Annotated in this window: 13 protein-coding genes; 7 read left to right on the top strand and 6 right to left on the bottom strand. The window is 69.6% G+C overall.

What is annotated here, in order from left to right:
- Positions 1-120 precede the first annotated feature (120 nt).
- Positions 121-465 carry an aminopeptidase gene (locus AWC03_RS19280; RefSeq protein ID WP_085242313.1) on the top strand — a complete coding sequence of 115 codons (345 nt, stop codon included), beginning with the start codon at positions 121-123 and terminating at the stop codon, positions 463-465.
- A 7-nt stretch (positions 466-472) separates the two neighbouring features.
- Here AWC03_RS19280 and AWC03_RS19275 read toward each other — a convergent pair whose 3' ends face one another.
- Positions 473-2,248 carry an SDR family oxidoreductase gene (locus AWC03_RS19275; protein ID WP_085242335.1) on the bottom strand — a complete coding sequence of 592 codons (1,776 nt, stop codon included), beginning with the start codon at positions 2,246-2,248 and terminating at the stop codon, positions 473-475.
- Positions 2,249-2,443: 195 nt separating this feature from the next.
- On the opposite strand from AWC03_RS19275, the gene sucB reads away from it, so the two are divergent.
- The 5 genes from sucB to AWC03_RS19250 are packed head-to-tail and all read left to right on the top strand — an operon-like array spanning position 2,444 to position 7,648.
- Positions 2,444-4,243, top strand: coding sequence for a 2-oxoglutarate dehydrogenase, E2 component, dihydrolipoamide succinyltransferase (gene sucB / locus AWC03_RS19270; protein WP_085242312.1), 1,800 nt, complete (start codon positions 2,444-2,446; stop codon positions 4,241-4,243).
- Positions 4,244-4,258: 15 nt separating this feature from the next.
- The gene (locus AWC03_RS19265) at positions 4,259-5,170 is read left to right on the top strand and encodes a TIGR01777 family oxidoreductase (protein ID WP_085242311.1); all 912 of its coding nucleotides are present in this window, start codon (positions 4,259-4,261) and stop codon (positions 5,168-5,170) included.
- A gap of 19 nt (positions 5,171-5,189) precedes the next feature.
- Positions 5,190-5,888, top strand: a complete 699-nt coding sequence (lipB, locus tag AWC03_RS19260; protein ID WP_085242310.1) for a lipoyl(octanoyl) transferase LipB — start codon at positions 5,190-5,192, stop codon at positions 5,886-5,888.
- Positions 5,885-6,838, top strand: coding sequence for a lipoyl synthase (gene lipA / locus AWC03_RS19255; protein ID WP_085242309.1), 954 nt, complete (start codon positions 5,885-5,887; stop codon positions 6,836-6,838). The genes lipB and lipA overlap by 4 nt, the downstream gene beginning before the upstream one ends.
- A gap of 57 nt (positions 6,839-6,895) precedes the next feature.
- A complete protein-coding gene (locus AWC03_RS19250) occupies positions 6,896-7,648 on the top strand; it encodes a DUF4191 domain-containing protein (protein WP_085242308.1) in 753 nt (250 codons plus the stop codon).
- A gap of 30 nt (positions 7,649-7,678) precedes the next feature.
- Here the strand turns inward: AWC03_RS19250 and AWC03_RS19245 are convergent, their stop codons facing one another.
- Positions 7,679-8,107 carry an RDD family protein gene (locus tag AWC03_RS19245; RefSeq protein WP_085242307.1) on the bottom strand — a complete coding sequence of 143 codons (429 nt, stop codon included), beginning with the start codon at positions 8,105-8,107 and terminating at the stop codon, positions 7,679-7,681.
- Between the two features lie 220 nt (positions 8,108-8,327).
- Between AWC03_RS19245 and glnA the strand changes: the two genes are divergently transcribed.
- Positions 8,328-9,764: a type I glutamate--ammonia ligase gene (gene glnA, locus AWC03_RS19240; protein WP_085242306.1), complete on the top strand. Its 1,437-nt coding sequence runs from the start codon at positions 8,328-8,330 to the stop codon at positions 9,762-9,764.
- 299 nt (positions 9,765-10,063) lie between these two features.
- Here the strand turns inward: glnA and AWC03_RS19235 are convergent, their stop codons facing one another.
- The 4 genes from AWC03_RS19235 to AWC03_RS19220 form a co-directional block, all read right to left on the bottom strand.
- The gene (locus AWC03_RS19235; protein WP_085242305.1) at positions 10,064-10,924 is read right to left on the bottom strand and encodes a TIGR03619 family F420-dependent LLM class oxidoreductase; all 861 of its coding nucleotides are present in this window, start codon (positions 10,922-10,924) and stop codon (positions 10,064-10,066) included.
- A complete protein-coding gene (locus AWC03_RS19230; RefSeq protein WP_085242304.1) occupies positions 10,921-11,565 on the bottom strand; it encodes a PaaI family thioesterase in 645 nt (214 codons plus the stop codon). The genes AWC03_RS19235 and AWC03_RS19230 overlap by 4 nt, the downstream gene beginning before the upstream one ends.
- Positions 11,562-14,558, bottom strand: a complete 2,997-nt coding sequence (locus AWC03_RS19225) for a bifunctional [glutamine synthetase] adenylyltransferase/[glutamine synthetase]-adenylyl-L-tyrosine phosphorylase (RefSeq protein WP_085242303.1) — start codon at positions 14,556-14,558, stop codon at positions 11,562-11,564. Before AWC03_RS19225 ends, AWC03_RS19230 begins: the two co-directional genes overlap by 4 nt.
- A 64-nt stretch (positions 14,559-14,622) precedes the next feature.
- Positions 14,623-15,960 (bottom strand): glutamine synthetase family protein, encoded by a 1,338-nt coding sequence (locus AWC03_RS19220; RefSeq protein WP_083172822.1) that lies wholly within the window; start codon positions 15,958-15,960, stop codon positions 14,623-14,625.
- Between the last annotated feature and the right edge of the window lie 21 nt (positions 15,961-15,981).

The raw sequence follows: 15,981 nt of genomic DNA, 5'->3' as shown, positions 1-15,981 counted from the left end.
CTATCGCGGCGGGATACCCACGAATCGGGCGCCATATCCAGCCGGAATTCGGGTTTACCGGCCTCGTGCAGCGGTTAAACTCCCAGTCGGTCGAAAACCCGTACGAAGAAAGGCGAGATCGTGACGGTGCGACGGTTGATCCTGGGTGTAGGCGCCGTGCTGCTGCTGGCCGGCGTGATCGGGCTGCTGGCGCCGGTGTCGATTTCCGACGGCAACGGGCATTCGATCGGGTGCGGCAACGCCGTCGCCACGGACCTGTCCGCGGCCAGGAGCGCGAACAACAACAGCGTGGCGAACATCCCGATCCTCAATCAGGTCGTTCCGCACACCGACTACGTGGCGCAGTGCCAGTCGTCGGTGGGCAGCCGACGGATGTGGTCGATCCCGCTGGCCATCGTCGGGCTCGTCGCGGTCGGCGGAACGCTTCTGACGGGCCGCCAGGGTGCCGCGCGGTCGGGCACGTAGGCCCGCGTCAGATCACCCGCATCCGCGCGAAGTTGCGCAGGCCTTGCGGCGCCACACGCGAAACCCCGTATAGCGCATAGGCTTCCGGCGCCACCGGGCGAATCGGCTTCTTTTTCTGCACCGACGACAGGATGGCGTTGGCGACCTTCTCCGGGCCGTAGTGGCGCAGCGCGAACATCTTCTGCAGCTGGCCGCGCCGGTCGTCGACGCGGTCCACCTTGCCCGTGGGCGCGTCGAAGCGGGTGGTGTTGATGATATTGGTGTCGATGACACCCGGGCAGACCGTGGTCAGCCCCACCCCGGCGGCGTCGAGTTCGGCGCGCAGGCAGTCGGAGAACATGTAGGTCGCCGCCTTGGACGTGCAGTAGGCGCTCAGCGACTGCAGCGGCGCGTAGGCCGCCATCGACGACACGTTGACGATGTACCCGCCGGTGCCCCGCTCGACGAGCCGCCGCGCGAAGGACCGGCACCCGTTGACCACGCCGCCCAGGTTGACGTCGAGCACCCGGTCGAACTGCTCGGCCGGGGTGTCCAGGAATCCGCCCGCCTGTCCGATGCCGGCGTTGTTGACCACGACGTCGGGCACGCCGTGTTCGGCGCTCACCCGCTCGGCGAACGCCTCCACGGCCGCGGCGTCGGACACGTCCAGCACGTAGGCGTGCGCGACGCCGCCGCGGGTGGCGATCTCCGCGGCGGTGGCCTTGACGGCCGCCTCGTCGATGTCGCTGACGACCAGCTCGGCGCCCTCACGCGCGAAGGCGAACGCCGTCTCGCGGCCGATTCCGCTGCCGGCGCCCGTGACCGACACCAGGGTGTCGCCGAAGGCCCTGCGGGGGCGTCCGACCTGCGCGCGCAGCAGCGCGCGGCTCGGGGGCTTGCCCTCGGCCAGGTCGGCGAAGTCGTGCACGGCCGCGGCCATCACCCGCGGGTGGGACATCGGCGAGAAGTGCCCGGCCCGGATGTCGCGCCGCCACAGCCGCGGTACGAAGCGGGGTGTGTGGTCGTAGCCGTACGGGCGCACGTACTTGTCCTTGGTGTTGACGATCAACTGCACCGGCACGTCGACGACGTGGATGCCCTGGCCGCGGCCGGCGAACGAGCGAAAGTAGTTGGCGGGATACGTTTTCACCGAACGGGCGGCGTCCCGGGCCAGGTGCGGCGAGTGGTGGATCTGCTCGGCGGGGATGTTGTCCACCGCGTTGCGCCGAAGCGCCGGGATCGACAGCGTCAGGCGCAACAACAGCGGCGCGAGCACCGGGATCGAGAAGAAGATCATGTAGGTCAGCCGCAGCGCCTGGCTGACGGCGCGGACGAAGGTGCGCGGGCGCCAGGGCGCCCGCAGACCGGTGAAGATGTAGTCGACCAGTTGGTCCTGACTCGGGCCGGACACCGAGGTGAACGTCGCGACCCGGTCACCGGCGCCGGGCCGCTTCAGGTAGTGCCACACCCCGACCGAGCCCCAGTCGTGGGCGAGCACGTGCACGGGCCGGCCGGGGCTCAGCTCGCCGGTCACGGCGGCGAAGTCGTCGGCGAATCGGTCCATGGTGTACGCCGACACCGGCTTGGGCGCCGACGACTCACCGACGCCGCGGTTGTCGTACCGAAGGATGCGAAACCGGTCGGCCAGCAGCGGCACGACGCCGTCCCACAGGACGTGCGAGTCGGGGAAGCCGTGCACCAGCACGACGGTGGGGCCGTCGGCGTTGCCCTCTTCGAAGACCGCGATTCGCGTGCCGTCGGCGCTGACGACGAAATGCTGGGCTCGCTGTTGTGGTGCCGGCACCGGGACCTCCCGCTTCAACTGCAGTGGCCACACACCGTAGCAAGGGTGTTCCGGCCGTCCCGGCAGCCGCGCGCGGTCCGCCCTGGATGTGTGCCGGTGTGGACGGAGTGACAGGATAGTTTTGGTTAGCTGCTTTGAACGGCTAGCGAGTTGTTCGACCCGCCCCGACCCACGAGCGATCGAGGAGTCAAAACGATGGCCTTCTCCGTCCAGATGCCGGCACTCGGTGAAAGCGTCACCGAGGGGACGGTCACCCGCTGGCTCAAGCAGGAAGGCGACACGGTCGAACTCGACGAACCCCTCGTCGAGGTGTCCACCGACAAGGTGGACACCGAAATCCCGTCGCCCGCGGCCGGTGTGCTGACCAAGATCGTCGCCCAGGAGGACGACACCGTGGAGGTGGGCGGCGAGCTGGCCGTCATCGGCGACGCGGCGGAGGGCGGTTCGGAGGGCGGCGGATCGGAGGCGCCGAGCCAGCCGGAGCCGCAGGCCGAATCCGCCCCGCCGGCCCAGCCGGAGCCCGAACCCGAGGCGGCGCCGGCCCAGCCGGAGCCCGAACCCGAGCCCGCCCAGCCGAGTTCCGGTGGCGGCGAGGCGACCCCGGTGCTGATGCCCGAACTCGGCGAGTCGGTTACCGAGGGCACGGTGACCCGCTGGCTGAAGAAGGTCGGCGACTCGGTCGGAGTCGACGATGCGCTGGTGGAGGTGTCGACCGACAAGGTGGACACCGAGATCCCCTCCCCGGTGGCCGGCGTCCTGATCAGCATCACCGCCGAGGAGGACGCCACCGTGCCGGTCGGCGGCGAGCTGGCTCGGATCGGCAGCAGTTCCCAGGCCGCGTCCGCTCCCACCCCGCCGCCCGCTCCGAAACCGGAACCCAAGCCGGAGCCCGCACCCGAACCACCCAAGGCCGAGGCGAAGCCCGAGCCCCAGCCGGTTTCGCAGCCCGAGCCGGCGCCGAAACCGCAACCCGCGCAGGCGCAACCGGCCGCCGAGCCCGGCGGCCCCGGTCCGAACGGCGCGCCCTACGTGACCCCGCTGGTGCGCAAGCTGGCCACCGAGAACGACATCGACCTGGCCGGGATCACCGGCACCGGTGTCGGTGGCCGCATCCGCAAGCAGGACGTGCTCGCCGCGGCGGAGGAAAAGCAGCGCCAGAAGCAGCAGGCCCAGAAGGCGCCCGCGGCGGCGCAGGCACCGGCGGCCGCGCCGACGGCTGACGGCAGGGTGGCCCCGGCGGCAGCGCCGACCCCGGCGCCGGCGCTGGCGCACCTGCGCGGCACCACGCAGAAGGCCAGCCGGATCCGCCAGCTCACCGCGAACAAGACGCGCGAATCCCTGCAGGCCACCGCCCAGCTCACCCAGACGCACGAGGTCGACATGACCCGGATCGTCGGGCTGCGGGCCCGGGCGAAGTCGGCGTTCGCCGAACGGGAGGGAGTGAACCTGACCTTCCTGCCGTTCATCGCCAGGGCGGTGATCGACGCGCTGAAGATCCACCCCAACATCAACGCCAGCTACAACGAAGAGACCAAAGAGATCACCTACTACGACGCCGAACATCTCGGCTTCGCCGTCGACACCGAGCAGGGGTTGCTCTCCCCCGTCATCCACAACGCCGGCGACCTGTCGCTGGCCGGACTGGCCCGGGCGATCGCCGACATCGCCGCGCGCGCCCGCTCGGGCGACCTGAAACCCGACGAGCTATCCGGTGGCACCTTCACCATCACCAACATCGGCAGCCAGGGCGCGCTGTTCGACACCCCCATCCTGGTTCCGCCGCAGGCCGCCATGCTGGGCACCGGGGCCATCGTGAAGCGGCCCCGGGTGATCGTCGACGAATTCGGCAACGAGTCCATCGGCGTCCGCTCCATCTGCTATCTGCCGCTGACCTATGACCACCGGCTCATCGACGGCGCTGATGCGGGCCGCTTCCTCACCACGATCAAGCACCGGCTCGAAGATGGAGCGTTCGAGGCCGACTTGGGTCTTTAGGAGGACCGCCGAACCGTGCGCAAGCCCGTCATCGCCATCGCGGGTTCCTCCGGGCTGATCGGATCCGCCTTGACCGCGGCGCTGCGGGCGGCCGACCACCGGGTGCTGCGCATCGTGCGCCGGGCGCCGTCGAATTCCGACGAGTTGCACTGGAACCCCGACAGCGGTGAATTCGACGTCGACGCGATCAGCGACGTCGACGCCGTCATCAACCTGTGCGGTGTCAACGTCGGCCAGCGTCGCTGGTCGGGCGCCTTCAAGCAGGGTCTGCGGGACAGTCGCATCGCCCCCACCGAGGTCCTGGCGCACGCCGTGGCCGAGGCCGGGGTGCCGACCCTGGTCAACGCCAGCGCGGTGGGCTACTACGGCAACACCAGGGACCGCGTGGTCGACGAAAACGACCGGGCGGGAAAGGGTTTCCTGGCCCACCTGTGCGAAGACTGGGAGGCCGCCACGCTGCCGGCTCAATACGGCGGCGCCCGCGTGGTGCTGGCTCGCACCGGCTTGGTCTTCTCCCCCGCCGGCGGTGCGTTGGGGCGGTTGCGGCCGTTGTTCCGGACGGGTCTGGGAGCCCGGCTGGGCAGCGGCCGTCAGTACATGTCCTGGATCACGCTGGAGGACGAGGTGCGAGCGCTGCTGTTCGCCATCTCCAACACCGCGTTGTCCGGCCCGGTGAACATGACCGGGCCCGCCCCGGTGACCAACGCCGAATTCACCACCGCGTTCGGCCGGGCGGTGAACCGTCCGACCCCCTTGATGCTTCCCGGCTTCGCGGTGCGGGCCGCGCTCGGCGAGTTCGCCGACGAGGCCGTGCTCATCGGCCAGCGCGCCATCCCGTCGGCGCTGGAGCGGGCGGGTTTCCAATTCCACCACAACACCATTGGTGAGGCGCTCGGCTACGCCACCGCCCGGCGCGACCACGACTAGGGCGAGTACCGTCGCAAACGTGATCGATTCCATCCGGTCGAGCCGTGCCGCGATCGACGTTCGCCAGCTCGGAAGCGTCGATTACCGCACCGCCTGGCAGCTGCAACGTGAGCTGGCCGACGCCAGGGTCGCCGGCGGCAGCGACACCCTGCTGCTGCTCGAGCACCCGCCGGTCTACACCGCGGGGCGGCGCACCGAGCCGCACGAGCGCCCGATGAACGGCACCCCCGTCGTCGACACCGACCGCGGCGGCAAGATCACCTGGCACGGCCCGGGGCAACTCGTCGGCTACCCGATCATCGGCCTGGGCGAACCGCTCGACGTGGTCAACTACGTCCGGCGCCTCGAAGAGGCGCTGATCAAGGTGTGCGGCGAGCTGGGCTTGGAGACCTGCCGGGTGCACGGCCGGTCCGGCGTGTGGGTGCCGGGCGGTGGCGGCCGGCCCGACCGCAAGGTCGCCGCCATCGGCGTCCGGGTGTCGCGCGCCACCACGCTGCACGGGTTCGCCCTCAACTGCGACTGCGACCTCGACGCGTTCACCACGATCGTGCCGTGCGGCATCACCGACGCCGGTGTGACGTCGTTGTCCGCCGAGCTGCGGCGTCCGGTGGTCGTCGACGACGTCCGCGCCGCCGTCGCCTACGCCGTCTGCGACGCCCTCGACGGCGCCCTGCCGGTCCGGGAACACCCCGGCACCCGCGTAGCATCGGCGATGTGACTGCCGCACCCGGGCCTGATGTCGCCGCTGCCGCGGCTCCGCCAGGCCGCAAGCTGCTGCGTCTGGAGGTGCGCAACGCGCAAACCCCGATCGAGCGCAAGCCGCCGTGGATCAAGGTCCGGGCCCGGATGGGCCCCGAATACACCCAGCTGAAGGGACTGGTCCAGCGCGAGGGGCTGCACACGGTCTGCGAAGAGGCCGGCTGCCCCAACATCTTCGAGTGCTGGGAGGACCGGGAAGCCACCTTCCTCATCGGTGGTGACCAGTGCACCCGGCGCTGCGACTTCTGCCAGATCGACACCGGAAAGCCCGCCGCGCTGGACCGCGACGAGCCCAGGCGCGTCGCCGACAGCGTGCGCACCATGGGCCTGCGCTACGCCACCATCACCGGGGTGGCCCGCGACGACCTGCCCGACGGCGGGGCCTGGCTGTACGCCGAGACGGTGCGCGCGATCAAGGAGCTCAACCCGTCGACGGGCGTCGAGCTGTTGATCCCCGACTTCAACGGCGAGCCCGCACGGCTCGCCGAGGTGTTCGGATCGCTCCCGGAGGTGTTGGCGCACAACGTCGAAACCGTGCCGCGCATCTTCAAGCGGATCCGGCCCGCCTTCAGCTACCAGCGCAGCCTGGACGTCATCACCGCGGCGCGCGGCGCCGGCCTGGTCACCAAGAGCAACTTGATCCTCGGGCTGGGCGAAACCCCCGACGAGGTGCGCACCGCGCTCGCCGACCTGCGCGGCGCCGGCTGCGACATCGTCACCATCACCCAATACCTGCGCCCGTCGACGCGTCACCACCCCGTCGAGCGCTGGGTGCGCCCGGAGGAGTTCGTCGAGTTCGCCCGGCACGCCGAGGGCCTGGGGTTCTCCGGGGTGCTGGCCGGGCCGCTGGTGCGGTCGTCGTACCGGGCGGGCCGGCTGTACGAGCAAGCCGCACGCACCCGCGCCTGAGTGGGCCCCGGCAACGTGGGCGCAGTTGCCCGTGATGCCGGTACGTATTCTTTGACTATGGCTAAACCCCGCAACGCCGCTGAGAACAAGGCCGCCCGCGCACAGGCGCAGGCCGCGCGCAAGGCCGCGGCGAAGGAGCGCCGCGTCCAGTTGTGGCAGGCGTTCAACCTGCAGCGCCGCGAGGACAAGCGGCTGCTGCCCTACATGATCGGTGCCTTCGTGCTGATCGTGGGCGTCTCGGTGGGCGTCGGCCTGTGGGCCGGCGGGCTGACGATGATCACCTTGATCCCGCTGGGCGTGGTGCTGGGCGCGCTGGCGGCCTTCATCGTCTTCGGCCGTCGCGCCCAGAAGAGCGTCTACAGCAAGGCCGAGGGCCAAACCGGCGCGGCCGCATGGGCTTTGGACAACCTGCGCGGCAAGTGGCGGGTGACGCCCGGCGTGGCCGCGACCGGCCACCTCGACGCGGTGCACCGGGTCGTCGGCCGGCCCGGCGTCATCTTGGTGGCCGAGGGTTCCTCGGCCCGGGTCCGTCCCCTGCTGGCCCAGGAGAAGAAGCGCACCGCACGGCTGGTCGGCGACGTGCCGATCTACGACCTCGTCGTCGGCAACGGCGACGACGAGGTTCCGCTGTCCAAGTTGGAGCGCCACCTCACCCGACTACCGGCCAACATCACGGTCAAGCAGATGGACGCGCTGGAGTCCCGCCTGGCCGCGCTGGGGACGCGCGCCGGCGCCGCGGTCCTGCCCAAGGGGCCGCTGCCCAACGCCGGCAAGATGCGCGGTGTGCAACGCTCCGTGCGCCGCAAGTAGGCCCCAAGAACGCGCGGGCGGGCGCCGCGATCAGCTTCGGCGGCGCACGACCGCCGTTGCGGTCAACCGATCCTGCAGGCCGCGGCCATCCCAGTCGGTGAACAACGCCGGGACGACGGTGCCGACGAGCACGCCCCGCACCACCGCGCGGACGATGCCGACCGCCGCGTGACCATCGAGCGTCACCACCTGCAGCCCCAGCACCAACTGCCCGGGCGTGAAGCTGAACAGCCGCACCGAGACCACGCCGAGCACGAACCAGATGACCAGCACCGCCGTCGCCAGGGTGTGTTCGGAGAAGACGCCGAAGCGCATGGCCAGCGCCGCCAGGCCGTAGGAGATCAGCCAGTCGATCATCAGCGCGCCCAGGCGGCGGCCCATCGGGGCCAGGGATCCGGGCCCGCTCTCCGGCAGACCCAACCTCTCACCGGGGTAGGTGGATCGCGATTCCGGCGTCATCGGCCGAGCCCGGCGCTGGGCGGACAGGGAACGCTGCGCTCGGGAGAACAACCAGATACGATCTTGCGATCCATGGCCCCACAATAGAACCCGCCCCCGACCCCACCTGTTTCGCGCACGACATCGGTCGCGTAACCTGCGCGCAACACGGGGTTGACTGGTGGGCAACATCTGCTCCATAGCGTCAGGCCGCGGATCTCACGAGTAAAGGAGCTTTTCTGTGACGGAAACGACGCCCGACGACGTCTTCAAACTCGTCAAGGACGAGAACGTCGAGTTTGTCGACGTCCGGTTCTGTGACTTGCCAGGCATCATGCAGCACTTCACGATTCCGGTTTCGTTCTTCGATGAGAGCGTCTTCGAGGACGGTCTGGCCTTCGACGGCTCGTCGATTCGCGGATTCCAGTCCATCCACGAATCCGACATGTTGCTCCTGCCCGACCCCGCGACAGCGCAGATCGACCTGTTCACCGCACACAAGACGCTGAACCTGAACTTCTTCGTGCACGACCCGTTCACGCTCGAGCCGTACTCGCGCGACCCGCGCAACATCGCCCGCAAGGCGGAGAACTACCTGATCAGCACCGGCGTCGCCGACACCGCCTACTTCGGCGCCGAGGCCGAGTTCTACATCTTCGACTCGGTGAGCTTCGACTCGCGCACCAACGGGTCGTTCTACGAGGTCGACGCGATCTCGGGGTGGTGGAACACCGGTGAGCCGACCGAGAACGACGGCAGCCCCAACCGCGGCTACAAGGTGCGCCCCAAGGGGGGGTACTTCCCGGTCGCGCCCGTCGACCACTACGTCGACCTGCGCGCCGACATGCTGTCGAACCTCATCAAGGCCGGCTTCAGCCTGGAGAAGGGCCACCACGAGGTGGGCACCGGCGGGCAGGCCGAGATCAACTACAAGTTCAACACGCTGCTGCACGCGGCCGACGACATGCAGTTGTACAAGTACATCGTCAAGAACACGGCGTGGCAGGCCGGCAAGACCGTCACGTTCATGCCCAAGCCGCTGTTCGGCGACAACGGTTCCGGCATGCACACCCACCAGTCGCTGTGGAAGGACGGCAGCCCGCTGATGTACGACGAGACCGGGTACGCCGGCCTGTCGGACACCGCGCGGCACTACATCGGCGGCCTGTTGCACCACGCCCCGTCGCTGCTGGCCTTCACCAACCCGACCGTCAACTCCTACAAGCGACTGGTCCCGGGTTACGAGGCGCCGATCAACCTGGTCTACAGCCAGCGCAACCGTTCGGCCTGCGTGCGCATCCCGATCACCGGCAGCAACCCGAAGGCCAAGCGGCTGGAGTTCCGTTGCCCCGACTCGTCGGGCAACCCGTACCTGGCGTTCTCGGCGATGCTGATGGCCGGGCTCGACGGCATCAAGAACAAGATCGAGCCGCAGGCCCCGGTCGACAAGGACCTCTACGAGTTGCCGCCGGAGGAGGCCGCCAACATCCCGCAGGCGCCCACCCAGCTGTCCGCGGTGATCGACCGGCTGGAAGAGGACCACGAATACCTCACCGAGGGCGGCGTTTTCACGCCGGACCTGATCGAGACGTGGATCAGCTTCAAGCGCGAGAACGAGATCCTGCCGGTGCAGATCCGGCCGCACCCGTACGAGTTCGCGCTCTACTACGACGTCTGAGTCGAGGGTTATTCGCCTGACGACGCCGCCCGCGCCGCGATCGCATTGCCGATTGCCGCGCGGGCGGCTTCGTCTCTGCGGATCCCCCACCAATCCCTCCGCGCCTCGCCGGGACCGGGAGCCGAGCGTGCCGCCCGTTGCCGGCTCATGCCACCAACGTGCGGAGTCGGCTCGGCGGCGCGAGCCTTTGGCCCAGCATCCGCCGGTCTCGCATCCGCGAGATATAAACCACTGCGCACGTCGTCGGGGCGTGTCGTCGCCACAGGTTACGTGTCGCGGCGAAAAGCCCCAGAAGAGAACTAGGAGTCGAGCGACAGGTCCTTGCGGAAGCGCTGCATGCCGTCGATCTTGTCGTCCAACGAGGCGTCCGGCCCGGCGTAGAACATCCACGGCATGGTGATGATCCCGGTGATGCCCGCATCGGCGGCGCGCTGATAATCAGCGGTGGTGAAGGCGTCGGTCAGCGGCGTCAGGACGGTGAAATCGTCCATATCCAGCCCGTTTTCGGCACGCAACTCCCGCAGCCGGTCCACCGCCTCGATGGCGCGTTCGGTCTTGATCAGATCGCCGATCCACCCGTCGTTGCGGGCCGCGCGGCGCAGCGCGATGTCGCTGAGCCCGCCGACATACACCGGGATCGGCGGCGGCGTCGGCTCCATCTCCAGCCGCGGCGCCCGGTAGAACTCGCCTTCGAACTTCGTCCATCCGGGCCGCCACAACGCCCGCATCAGGTCGATGATCTCGTCGGTCCGCTTCCCGCGGGCCTCGAATTGTTCGCCCATCAACGCGAATTCCTCGCGGCACCAGCCGACACCGACGCCCAGCTCCACCCGGCCCTCGGCCAGAACCGCCGCGGTGCCAATGGCTTTGGCCGCCGAGTACGGGTTGCGCATCGCGGGGATGTAGACGGTGTTGACGAACCGCAGGCGCGTGGTGACCTGAGCCAGCGCCCCGATGAGGGCCCACGGGTCGGGCCAGTCGGTGAACGGCTGCCACCGCCGTTGCCCGTCCTTGGTGTAGGGGTACGGGGTGTCCAAGGTCTCCAGGTTGACGACGTGGTCGGGAATCCCGATGCCGTCGTAGCCGAGTTCGTCGGCGGCCTTGGCGAGTTCGATGATCTCCCGGGTGTTCAGGAAGGCACTGCTGATATAGAACTTCATTGGCCTTCCCGCGCCCACGCCGGCTCGATGAACACGCCCTCGGCCTCGACCGTGACGCCGGCGGCGTCCGAGATCGTCCCGCGCGCAAAGACTTTGCGGCCCTCCTTGCCCTCCACCCACGCCTCGCAGCGCAGCGGGCCCAGCGGGGTGCCGCGCAGGTATTTCACGGTGATGGTTCCGGTGAACCGCGCCTTGGACAGCCCCTCGCTGGCCGCCTCGCCCAGCATGTGGTCGAGCACCAGGGCGCTGACCCCGCCGTGCACCAGTTTGGGCGGACCCTCGTACGCCGAGCCGAGGACGAACTCGCTCCAGCAGCGGCCGCCACCGTCGTGGTGGACGACGATCGGCGGCGCGATCGGATTGCACACGCCGATCGCGGCGTTGCCCAGCGGCAGCGGGCGGCCGTTGACGCGGTAGGTCACCCCGACCGGCCGGGTCCGTTGCCGCAGCGACGCGGTGACGGCCTCGATGGCGGAGCGCGCCTGGGCGACGACGTCGTCGTCGACTTCGGTGCGGATGGTGGCGTCGACGAGTTCGCGCACCGCCTCGGCCAACGGGGCATACAGGGCTTTGACTCGATCAGCCTCCGCCGCGTCGAGCACCTCGAATATGGCGTCCAACGCGCCGGCCTCCTGACTCAACTTCCAAACACCTTCCGCACCACGGCTTTTGCCCGCCGCGTCACCCGTAGATAGTTGTCCAAGAACTCCCCGCCGTCGTCGGACGGCCAACCCGCGGCCACCGCGACCGCGTTGAGCTGGCGTCCCGGCCCCGGCAGCTGATCGGTCGGCTTGCCGCGGACCAGCACCAGCGCGTTGCGGGCCCGGGTGGCGGTCAGCCAGGCCTGCCGCAGCAGGTCGACCTCGTCGGCGGGAACCAGGCCGGCCGCCTCGATCGCGTCCAGGGACTCCAGCGTCGAGGTGTTGTGCAGGGCGGGGATGTCGTGGGCGTAGAGCAGCTGCATCAGCTGCACGGTCCATTCGATGTCCGCCAGCCCCCCACGGCCCAGTTTGGTGTGGGTGTTGGGGTCGGCGCCGCGCGGCAGCCGCTCGGCGTCCACGCGGGCCTTGATGCGGCGAATCTCGCGCGCCATCTCGGCGGACACCCCGCCGGGCGGATAGCGGGTCTTGTCGGCCGCCAACAAGAACCGCTCGCCCAGCTCCGCGTCGCCGGCCACCGCGTGCGCGCGCAGCAGCGCCTGAATCTCCCACGGCTGCGCCCACTGCTCGTAGTAGGCGGCGTAGGCGCCCAGCGTGCGCACCAGCGGACCCTGGCGGCCCTCGGGCCGCAGGTTGGCGTCGACCTCGAGCGGCGGGTCGACGCTGGGAGTACCCAGCAGCGTGCGCACCTGCTCGGCGACCGTCGTCGACCATCGGATCGCCGCCGACTCCTCGACACCGCGGGCCGGCTCGCAGACGAACATCACGTCGGCGTCGGACCCGTAGCCCAGCTCGGCGCCGCCCAGCCTGCCCATGCCGATCACCGCGATCGCGGCCGGCGCTCTTCCTTTTTCGGAGCCGTCCCTGGGAAGGTTGGCGCGGATGATCGCGTCCAGCGCGGCCTGCAGCACGGCCACCCATACCGAGGTCAGGGCCCGGCAGACGTCGGTGACCTCCAAGAAACCCAGCAGATCGGCCGAGCCGATGCGGGCCAGTTCCCGACGGCGCAGCGTGCGGGCCGCGGCGATCGCGCGCACCGCGTCGTGGTGGCGGCCGGCCGACGCGATCAGCGCCCCGGCCACCGCGGCCGGGTCCGCCTCGAGAAGTTTCGGCCCGGCCGCACCGTCGCTGTAGTCCTGGATCACCCTCGGGGCGCGCATCAACAGGTCCGGCACGTAGGCGGAAGTGCCCAGCACGTGCATGAGCCGCCTGGCCACGGCGGGCTTGTCGCGCAGCGTGGCCAGATACCAATTCTCCCCGGCCAGGGCCTCACTCAGGCGGCGGTAGGCCAACAGGCCGCCGTCGGGATCGGGGGCATACGACATCCAGTGCAGCAGCCTGGGCAGCAGCACCGACTGCACGCGACCGCGCCGGCCGCTCTGGTTGACCAGCGCCGACATGTGTTTCAACGCGGTCTGCGGGCCCTCGTAGCCGAGCGCGGCCAGCTGCCGCTCGGCGGCCTCCGACGTCATGCCGTGCCCGATCTCCAAACCGGCCGGGCCGATCGACTCCAGCAGCGGCTGGTAGAAGAGCTTGGCGTGCAGCTGCGAAACCCGCAGGTTCTGGTGACGCAGCTCCTCGCGGAGCACGCCCGCGGCGTCGTGCCGCCCGTCCGGCCGGATGTGCGCGGCGCGCGCCAGCCACCGCACGGCCTCCTCGTCCTCGGCGTCCGGCAACAGGTGGGTGCGCTTGAGCCGCTGCAGCTGTAGCCGGTGCTCGAGCAGTCGGAGGAACTCGTAGGACGCGGTCAGGTTCGCCGCATCCTCACGTCCGATGTAGCCGCCCTGACCCAACGCGTCCAGCGCGTCCACCGTGGACGCCACGTGCAGCGACTCGTCGCTGCGGCCGTGCACCAGCTGCAGTAGCTGCACCGCGAACTCCACGTCCCGCAGCCCGCCGCTGCCCAGCTTGATCTCGCGGTCGCGCACGTCGGCGGGGACCAGCTGCTCGACCCGGCGGCGCATGGCCTGCACCTCGACGACGAAATCCTCGCGCTCGCAGGCCACCCACACCATCGGCATCAACGCCGTCAGGTAGCGCTCCCCGAGCTCCGCGTCGCCCACGGCCGCGCGGGCTTTGAGCAACGCCTGGAACTCCCAGGTCTTCGCCCAGCGCTGGTAGTAGGCGATGTGCGACTCGACGGTGCGGACCAGCTCACCGCTGCGGCCCTCGGGCCGCAGCCCGGCGTCGACCTGAAAGAAGGCCGCCGAGGCGACCCGCATCATCTCGCTGGCCAGCCGGGTGGTGAGTGTGTCGGCGCGCTCGCCGACGAAGATGACGTCGACGTCGCTGACGTAGTTCAGTTCGCGGGCACCGCATTTGCCCATCGCGATGACAGCCAGCCGTGGTGGCGTGCGGTCGCCGCACACGCTCAGCTCGGCCACCCGCAGGGCGGCGGCCAGCGCGGCGTCCGCCAGGTCCGACAGCTGGGCGCCCACCACGGTGAACGGCAGCACCGGTTCGTCCTCCACCGTCGCCGCCAAGTCGAGGGCGGCCAGCACCAGCAGCTGGTCGCGGTACAGGGTCTTCAGGCGCGCCACCACCGCACCGGGATCGCCCGACGCATCGTCGACGCACTCGGTGAACGCCGCGCGCAGCTCGTCACGCGTGGGCAGTTTGGCCTTGCCCCGCAACAGTTTCCACGACTCCGGATGGACGGCCAGGTGATCGCCCAGGGCCAGCGACGAGCCGAGCACGGCGAACAGCCGCCCGCGCAGCGCGCGTTCGGTGAGCAGTGCGGCGTTGAGCTCGTCCCAGTCGGTGTCGGGGTTTTCCGCCAGCCGGATCAGCGCGCGCAGGGCGGCGTCGGGGTCGGGTGCGCGCGACAGCGACCACAGCAGGTCGACGTGCGCCTGGTCGTCGTGGTCATACCAACCCAGCTGCGTCAGGCGATCGCTCGCCGGGGGGTCGACCAGGCCGAGCCGGCCCACGCTGGGCAGCCGGGGGCGCTGCGTCGCGGGTTTGGTCACGACCACGACGGTATCGCAACCCGCCTGCGTTGCAGGGGCAAGGCGGGCACCCTGTTGACCGCGGCGCCGGCTACAGCGACAGGTAGGTGCTCAGCTCGTACTGCGTGACGTGGCTGCGGTAGTTGGCCCACTCCGTGCGCTTGTTGCGCAGGAAGAAGTCAAAAACGTGCTCTCCCAAGGTTTCCGCGACCAGCTCGGAGGACTCCATGGCGCGCAGCGCGCTGTCCAGGCTGGTCGGCAGCTCGCGGTAGCCCATCGCGATCCGCTCCTCGGGGGTCAGGTCCCACACGTTGTCCTCGGCCTGCGGCCCCAGCACGTAGCCCTTTTCGACCCCGCGCAGCCCGGCGGCCAGCAGCACGGCGAACGTCAGGTAGGGGTTGCAGGCCGAATCGGGGCTGCGGACCTCGATGCGTCGCGACGACGTCTTGTGCGGGGTGTACATCGGCACCCGCACCAGCGCCGACCGGTTGGCCGCGCCCCACGACGCCGCGGTGGGCGCCTCGCCACCGACCACCAACCTCTTGTAGGAGTTGACCCACTGGTTGGTGACGGCGCTGATCTCGGACGCGTGCTCGAGGATGCCGGCGATGAACGACTTGCCCACGTCGGACAGCTGCAGTGGGTCGTCGGGGCTGTGGAAGGCGTTGACGTCACCCTCGAACAGGCTCATGTGAGTGTGCATCGCCGAGCCGGGGTGTTGCCCGAACGGCTTGGGCATGAACGACGCCCGGGCGCCGTTCTCGATCGCGACCTCCTTGATGACGTAGCGGAACGTCATCACGTTGTCGGCCATCGACAGGGCGTCGGCGAAGCGCAGGTCGATCTCCTGCTGGCCGGGCGCGCCCTCGTGGTGGCTGAACTCCACCGAGATGCCCATGAATTCCAGTGACTCGATGGCGTGCCGGCGGAAGTTCGAGGCGGAGTCGTGGACGGCCTGGTCGAAATAGCCGGCGTTGTCGACCGGGACGGGCACCGACCCGTCGTCCGGGCCGGGTTTCAGCAAGAAGAATTCGATCTCGGGGTGAACGTAGCAGGAGAACCCTAGGTCGTTGGCCTTCTGCAGCTGGCGGCGCAGCACGTGGCGCGGGTCCGCCCAGGACGGCGAGCCGTCCGGCATGGTGATGTCGCAGAACATCCGCGCCGAGTGGTGGTGACCGCCGGACGCCCACGGCAGCACCTGGAAGGTCGACGGGTCGGGGTTGGCCACGGTATCGGATTCCGAGACCCGCGAGAAGCCCTCGATCGAGGATCCGTCGAAGCCGATGCCCTCTTCGAAGGCGCCTTCGAGTTCGGCCGGGGCGATGGCGACTGACTTGAGAAAACCGAGCACGTCGGTGAACCACAGCCGAACGAAGCGGATATCCCGTTCCTCCAGCGTTCGGAGGACGAATTCCTTCTGGCGATCCATAACCGAAACAGTAGGCAACAG

This window comes from Mycobacterium europaeum (assembly GCF_002102155.1).
Classification (GTDB): Bacteria; Actinomycetota; Actinomycetes; order Mycobacteriales; family Mycobacteriaceae; genus Mycobacterium; species Mycobacterium europaeum.
This window is presented reverse-complemented; position numbering and strand designations above follow the sequence as displayed.

Bases quoted from the DNA above. Each gene is read 5' to 3' on its own strand.
- AWC03_RS19250 (WP_085242308.1), top strand. From the start codon at position 6,896: ATGGCTAAACCCCGCAACGCCGCTGAGAACAAGGCCGCCCGCGCACAG.
- AWC03_RS19220 (WP_083172822.1), bottom strand. From the start codon at position 15,960: ATGGATCGCCAGAAGGAATTCGTCCTCCGAACGCTGGAGGAACGGGAT.
- sucB (WP_085242312.1), top strand. From the start codon at position 2,444: ATGGCCTTCTCCGTCCAGATGCCGGCACTCGGTGAAAGCGTCACCGAG.
- AWC03_RS19235 (WP_085242305.1), bottom strand. From the start codon at position 10,924: ATGAAGTTCTATATCAGCAGTGCCTTCCTGAACACCCGGGAGATCATC.
- AWC03_RS19245 (WP_085242307.1), bottom strand. From the start codon at position 8,107: ATGACGCCGGAATCGCGATCCACCTACCCCGGTGAGAGGTTGGGTCTG.